This window comes from Mesorhizobium sp. M0293 (assembly GCF_040321735.1).
In the GTDB taxonomy this organism is placed as follows: domain Bacteria; phylum Pseudomonadota; class Alphaproteobacteria; order Rhizobiales; family Rhizobiaceae; genus Mesorhizobium.
Genome location: NZ_JAMYSA010000200.1, coordinates 1 through 5845, shown reverse-complemented (window position 1 = coordinate 5845; position 5845 = coordinate 1). Strand labels below are relative to the sequence as shown.

7 protein-coding genes are annotated in these 5845 nt (G+C 63.5%); 5 read left to right on the top strand and 2 right to left on the bottom strand.

Translation table 11 applies throughout. From position 1 onward, the window contains the following. Positions 1-173: 173 nt before the first annotated feature. The 3 genes from NKJ06_RS34040 to NKJ06_RS34030 are packed head-to-tail and all read left to right on the top strand — an operon-like array spanning position 174 to position 3606. Positions 174-1121: an ABC transporter permease gene (locus NKJ06_RS34040; RefSeq protein WP_352633115.1), complete on the top strand. Its 948-nt coding sequence runs from the start codon at positions 174-176 to the stop codon at positions 1119-1121. Continuing rightward, positions 1118-1987: an ABC transporter permease gene (locus NKJ06_RS34035; RefSeq protein ID WP_352633114.1), complete on the top strand. Its 870-nt coding sequence runs from the start codon at positions 1118-1120 to the stop codon at positions 1985-1987. Before NKJ06_RS34040 ends, NKJ06_RS34035 begins: the two co-directional genes overlap by 4 nt. Further along, a complete protein-coding gene (locus NKJ06_RS34030; RefSeq protein ID WP_352633113.1) occupies positions 1984-3606 on the top strand; it encodes an ABC transporter ATP-binding protein in 1623 nt (540 codons plus the stop codon). Before NKJ06_RS34035 ends, NKJ06_RS34030 begins: the two co-directional genes overlap by 4 nt. A 4-nt stretch (positions 3607-3610) precedes the next feature. On the opposite strand, the gene NKJ06_RS34025 is transcribed toward NKJ06_RS34030, so the two are convergent. Beyond that, complete coding sequence (locus NKJ06_RS34025; protein ID WP_352633112.1) at positions 3611-4096, bottom strand: NUDIX domain-containing protein; 486 nt, start codon at positions 4094-4096, stop codon at positions 3611-3613. Positions 4097-4131: 35 nt separating this feature from the next. Continuing rightward, positions 4132-4563, bottom strand: coding sequence for a TerB family tellurite resistance protein (locus NKJ06_RS34020; protein WP_352633119.1), 432 nt, complete (start codon positions 4561-4563; stop codon positions 4132-4134). 116 nt (positions 4564-4679) lie between these two features. Here NKJ06_RS34020 and NKJ06_RS34015 point away from each other — a divergent pair, with 116 nt between their 5' ends. Together NKJ06_RS34015 and NKJ06_RS34010 are read left to right on the top strand one after the other, a co-directional pair. Next, positions 4680-5465, top strand: a complete 786-nt coding sequence (locus tag NKJ06_RS34015) for a TSUP family transporter (protein ID WP_352633111.1) — start codon at positions 4680-4682, stop codon at positions 5463-5465. 52 nt (positions 5466-5517) lie between these two features. After that, positions 5518-5688 carry a hypothetical protein gene (locus tag NKJ06_RS34010; RefSeq protein ID WP_352633110.1) on the top strand — a complete coding sequence of 57 codons (171 nt, stop codon included), beginning with the start codon at positions 5518-5520 and terminating at the stop codon, positions 5686-5688. Positions 5689-5845 lie beyond the last annotated feature (157 nt).

Sequence of the window (5845 nt, the reverse complement as noted above, 5' to 3'; positions counted from 1 at the left end):
TCCCGCTCAGCCACAAACGACTCAAAGCACGATGGGCCGACCAAGACCTCCTCCGCCTCTTTACTCATATGCGATAGCCCTGCCCTTGCGGGGGAGATGGCCGGCAGGCCAGAGGGGGGTGGGCGGGAACGCAACCTTTGCCCGCTGGGCAAAACAACAGTGCCTCCCCTTCCATGACCGCCTATCTCCTAAAACGCCTTGCCATCGCCATCGCCACTCTGATCCTGGCTTCCATGGTGGTGTTCGCCGTGCTCGAGATCCTGCCCGGCGATCCGGCGCGGCTGATGCTGGGCATGAACGCCAGCGCCGATCAGGTCGAGCTGCTGCGCAACCAGATGGGCCTCAACGCGCCGCTTGGTCTACGCTATCTGCACTGGGCCGGCGGTTTGCTCAGCCTCGATTTCGGCCGCTCCTACACCTATTCGGTGCCGGTCATCGACCTGGTGCGCGAGCGGCTGGCCGTCTCGCTGCCGCTGGCGCTGATTGCGCTTGCGCTCTCCACCATCATCGCCATCCCCGTCGGCCTGTTTTCCGCCAGCCGGCGTGGACGCATCGGCGATACGGTGTCGATGGGCGCCGCGCAGCTTGGCGTCGCCGTGCCCAATTTCTGGTTCGCCCTGATGCTGATCTATGTCTTCGCCGTCTGGTTGCGGCTGGTGCCTGCCGGTGGCTTTCCCGGCTGGAGTGCCGGCATCTGGCCGGCACTGAAATCGCTGTTGCTGCCGGCGGTGGCTCTCGCCTTGCCGCAAGCGGCGATCCTGGCGCGCGTCACCCGCTCGGCGCTGATCGAGGTGCTGAACGAAGACTATATCCGCACCGCCCGCGCCAAGGGCTTGCCCTATCGCGCCGTGCTGTGGCGCCACGCGCTGCGCAATGCCATGATCCCGGTGCTGACCATCCTGGGCCTGCAATTCGCCTTCCTGCTCGCCGGCACCATCATCATCGAGAATGTCTTTTACCTGCCCGGCCTCGGCCGGCTGGTGTTCCAGGCAATCACCCAGCGCGACCTGATCGTCGTCGAAAGCGTCGTCATGCTGCTGGTCGCCGCCGTCATCGCTGTCAACCTCCTCGTCGACCTTTCCTATGCAGTCGTCGATCCGCGCCTGAGAAGCCGGCAATGACACTGCACATAGACATCCCCGAAGAGACGTTTGGCAGCATCCTGGCCAAGGCATTCAGGAACACCGCCTTCGTTGCCGGTTTCGTCATCACCTCGCTGATCCTGGCAATGGCAATCGTCTCCTATGCGTGGGCGCCCTACGACGTCACGAAACTGGTGATATCGGACAAGACACAGGCACCCTCGCTGGCACACTGGTTCGGCACCGACCATTTCGGCCGTGACATCCTGTCGATGGTCATGGTCGGCGCCCGCAATTCGATTGCCGTGGCGCTGGTCGCGGTCGGCATCGGCATGGGGGTCGGCGTGCCGCTCGGCGCCTTTGCCGCGGCACGCGGCGGCCTCGTCGACGAGGCGCTGATGCGGCTGAACGACCTCGTCTTCGCCTTCCCGGCACTGCTGTCGGCGATCATGATCACCGCCATCTTCGGGCCGGGCGCCGTCAACGCAATCATCGCCATCGGCATCTTCAACATCCCGGTCTTTGCCCGTGTCGCCCGGGCCGGCGCGCTGGCGATCTGGCCGCGCGAGTTCATTCTTGCCGCGCGCGCCGCAGGCAAGAGCAGCACGCAGATATCAATCGAACATGTGCTGCCCAACATCGCCACGCTGCTTTTGGTGCAAGGCACCATCCAGTTCGCGCTGGGCATCCTTGCGGAGGCCGGGCTGTCCTATCTGGGCCTGGGCGCCCAGCCGCCAATGCCGAGTTGGGGCCGCATGCTGTTCGACGCGCAGACCCGCATGGTGGTGGCGCCATGGATGGCGATCTTTCCCGGCATGGCGATCGTCGTCACCGTGCTCGGCCTGAACCTTCTCGGCGATGGCATCGCCGACATTCTCGACCCAAAATCGCGGCGGCAGCGATGAGCCTGCTCGATATCCAAAACCTGTCGCTGACCATCGGCGACACGCCGATCCTCAAGGGTATGGAGCTTTCCGTCGCGCCCGGTGAAGTGATGGGGCTGGTCGGCGAATCCGGTTCGGGCAAATCGATGACCGCGCTGACGGTGATGCAGCTTCTGCCCCATGCCGCGCGCGCCACCGGACGCGTCACATTCGACGGCATCGACCTCCTCGCAGCGAGCGAGGACCAGATGTGCGCGCTGCGCGGCGACGACATCGGCATGGTGTTCCAGGAGCCGATGACGGCGCTCAATCCGGTCAAGACCATCGGCGAACAGGTCGCCGAAGGCATTCGCTGGCACACCAAGGCAAGCCGCCCCGAAGCCGAAGACCGGGCGCGAAAAATGCTCGACCGTGTCGGCTTGCCCGAAGCGAAATTCCCGATGTCGCGCTACCCGCACGAACTGTCGGGCGGCCAGCGCCAGCGCGTCGTCATCGCCATCGCATGCGCGCTGAAGCCGAAGCTGCTGATCGCCGACGAGCCAACCACGGCGCTCGATGTGGTGCTGCAGGCCCAGATCCTCGACCTCTTGCGCGATCTTGTCGCCGAGAACCGCATGGGGCTGCTGCTGATCTCGCACGATCTCGCCGTGGTGACCGAGATGGCCGACCGCATCACCATCCTGCGCCGCGGCGAGGTGATGGAAGCCGGCGACACGGCGCGCACGCTTTCCGAACAGCGCCACCCCTACACGCGTCAATTGGCGCAGGCCTCGATGCGTGTGCCGGCGCGCGCCAGGCCGCATGGTGTCGAGACGGGCCGACCTTTGCTCCAGGTCGAGGGCGTGACCCGCGACTATGCCGGGCGGCGCAGCTCGCTGTTCAGGCGCGCGTCTGATATCCGCGCCGTCGACGACGTGTCCTTGTCGATGGCGCCCGGTCAATCGATGGCGCTGGTCGGCCGCTCCGGCTGCGGCAAGTCAACGCTCGCCCGCATGATCCTGGCGCTGGACCGGCCGAGCTCCGGCACGATCCGGTTTCGTGGCGAGACCATCACCGGCAAGAGCGAAGCCGAGCTGAAGCCGGCGCGACGTGACATGCAGGTCGTTTTTCAAGATCCCTACGGATCCTTCGACCCGCGCCAGAAGGTCGAAAAACTGGTCGCCGAGCCACTGCATGTTCTGGAAAAAAAGCCGACGCGCGCCGAGCGCCGCGAAATGGTGGCGCATGCGCTGCACGAAGTGGGGCTCGGCATCAGCGACATGGACAAATATCCGCACGAATTTTCCGGCGGCCAGCGCCAGCGCCTGTCGATCGCTCGCGCCATAATCACCCGCCCGAAACTGGTCGTCGCCGACGAGCCGGTCTCGGCGCTCGATGTCTCCATCCGTGCCCAGATCCTTGATTTGTTCGCAGAGCTGAACCAGAAGCTCGGCATCGCCTATCTCTTCATCACCCACGACCTGACCGTCGCCCGCGCCATCACGGACGAGGTGCTGGTCATGCATGACGGCAAGATCGTCGAGCGCGGCAAGACCAGCGACGTGCTCGATCACCCGCAATCCGAGGCGGCCAAGGCGCTTGTCACCGCCGCCCCCGATTTGCACCGGGCGATCGCTCGGCGAATGCAGGAACAGGGTTAACCTCTCAGATCATCTGGAATTTTCCGGTGGCCTTGAATCGGAGGTAGGCGTCGATGCTGCGCGCCATGTTGGGTAGCATTTCAGGCAAGCCGTCGGGCGCAAACCAGCCGACGGCGCTGCTTTCGTCATCGGTGACGGCCGGCTCGCCTTCAAAGAAGCGCGTGTAGAACATCAAGGCGAAGAACTGGGCGCGGTCGCCATTTGGAAACTGGAAGGTTTCATAGTGGGGGTCGCAGCCGAACCCGAATGGTTCGACATCACTGACGATCAACCCGGTTTCCTCAAGCACCTCCCGGATGACCACCGCTTCCAGACCCTCGCCTTGCTCCGCATTGCCGCCAGGCAGGCCCCACAGGCCAAAATCGGTCCGTTTCTGCAACAGGATGCGGCCGTCGGCGCGTTCGATGACGATGCGCGCTCCCGGCATCAGCACGAGACGATTCCCGATCAGTGCCCGCAATTGTCCCAGATAGCTGTCGGCAAAGGCCATTTGAATACTCCCTTGGCGTCAGCGAACCGCAATGCCTAGCCTTCCCGCTTCACCACATCGACCGGGCTGATGTCGAGCAAGTCGAGCGTGCGCCGCAGCAGCCGCACCTCGCTCTCGGCCAGTTGCGAATCCGCCTTGGCGATGTCCGCCATATGTTGGGCCAATTGCTTGCGCCGTTCGATGTCGAGATCGCGGAACAGCGCAATCGCCTGCGAGCCATTGGTCTCGTAGCCGAACTCGTTGAGATATTCGATGACGCTGTCGATGCTGGTTTCCGCAATGCCGAAGGCATCCTTGCAGATGCGCCGGAAGGCAACCATCTCGCTCTCGCTGACCGATCCGTCGGCCAGGATCATGCGAAACAGCATCAACAGTTCCGCCGACAGAACCGGATCGTCTGCCACTTTGCGCACGCCCGGGTCGCCGTCGAAGATCTGACGTATCTGGTCCAGCAATGCGAACGCCATCATGGTCCCTTTCCGATTCCTCTTCATAGAGGTAGCGCGGAATCGGTCTTGCGCAAACAGGGCGGTCGTGGTCGAACGCCCGACATCTCAGCCAGCCGGATCGCTCCATACATCAGATGATCGACCTTAGCATCCAGACCGTCGCCGTGCTCGCCTTCGCCGGCTTTGCTGCGGGCTTTGTCGACTCGATCGCCGGCGGCGGCGGACTGATCACCATTCCAGCACTGCTGCTTGCCGGTTTCTCGCCGGTCGAGGCGCTTGGAACCAACAAGCTCCAAGGCATGTTCGGCTCCGGCTCGGCGACCATCCACTACGCGTCGAAGGGTCATGTGGACCTGCGTCGGCAATTGCCATCGGCGCTTTTGGCCCTTGTCGGAAGCGCCATCGGCGCCTTGCTGGCGACGATCGTGCCGGGTGACATTCTGCGGGCTGCCCTGCCCATCGTGCTGATCGCCATCGCGCTCTACTTCGCGTTCAAGCCCAACATGAACGATGTCGACCGCGCCGAGCGCCTGTCGCCATTCCTGTTCGGACTGACCCTGGTGCCGGCAATCGGCTTCTACGATGGCCTGTTCGGACCAGGCGCCGGCTCCTTCTACATGCTGGCCTTCGTGGCACTTGCCGGCTACGGCGTGCTCAAGGCGACAGCGCATACCAAATTGCTCAACTTCGCCTCCAACATCGGCGGCTTCATCGTCTTCACCGCCTTCGGCGTCGTCTATTGGAAGATCGGCCTGATGATGGGCATTGCCCAGTTCCTCGGCGCCCGCGTCGGCGCCAGCTTGGCCATGCGCATCGGCGCAAAACTGATCAAGCCGCTGCTGGTGATCGTGTGTCTGGCGCTTGCGCTGAAACTGCTGGCCGACCCGGCGAACCCGCTGCGGGCCCTGATTGGTGTGTAACCATACGCCTGATAGACTGCCGCTGTTCGAATCATGTTGCGAGGAGCCAAACATGAATCTTAGCGCACCCACCCAGATCGTTTTTGTCATTTCCGTTGTTATCGCCATCATCGGCGTTCTCGCCGCGCTTGGCATTCTTGCGTTCATCCCACTCGCATCGGTGTGGATTGTTCTTATTGCTTTCATCGTGCTTGCCGGCGGCTGCCTGATGCGCGGCGCCTGACCAATTCCCTTGAAGTGGGGACGAAGAGCGCCCCGCCAAAAGCCCGGCGCCTTTTTTTTCGGGCCCCCGGGTGCGATTTTTTACATTGCGCCAACATTGCCGCGTCCCGTAGCGGAGGCAACACACCCACGCCACGCACAAAACCGCGCCCGGGGGG

Bases quoted from the DNA above. Each gene is read 5' to 3' on its own strand.
- NKJ06_RS34040 (WP_352633115.1), top strand. From the start codon at position 174: ATGACCGCCTATCTCCTAAAACGCCTTGCCATCGCCATCGCCACTCTG.
- NKJ06_RS34035 (WP_352633114.1), top strand. From the start codon at position 1,118: ATGACACTGCACATAGACATCCCCGAAGAGACGTTTGGCAGCATCCTG.
- NKJ06_RS34030 (WP_352633113.1), top strand. From the start codon at position 1,984: ATGAGCCTGCTCGATATCCAAAACCTGTCGCTGACCATCGGCGACACG.
- NKJ06_RS34025 (WP_352633112.1), bottom strand. From the start codon at position 4,096: ATGGCCTTTGCCGACAGCTATCTGGGACAATTGCGGGCACTGATCGGG.
- NKJ06_RS34020 (WP_352633119.1), bottom strand. From the start codon at position 4,563: ATGGCGTTCGCATTGCTGGACCAGATACGTCAGATCTTCGACGGCGAC.
- NKJ06_RS34015 (WP_352633111.1), top strand. From the start codon at position 4,680: ATGATCGACCTTAGCATCCAGACCGTCGCCGTGCTCGCCTTCGCCGGC.
- NKJ06_RS34010 (WP_352633110.1), top strand. From the start codon at position 5,518: ATGAATCTTAGCGCACCCACCCAGATCGTTTTTGTCATTTCCGTTGTT.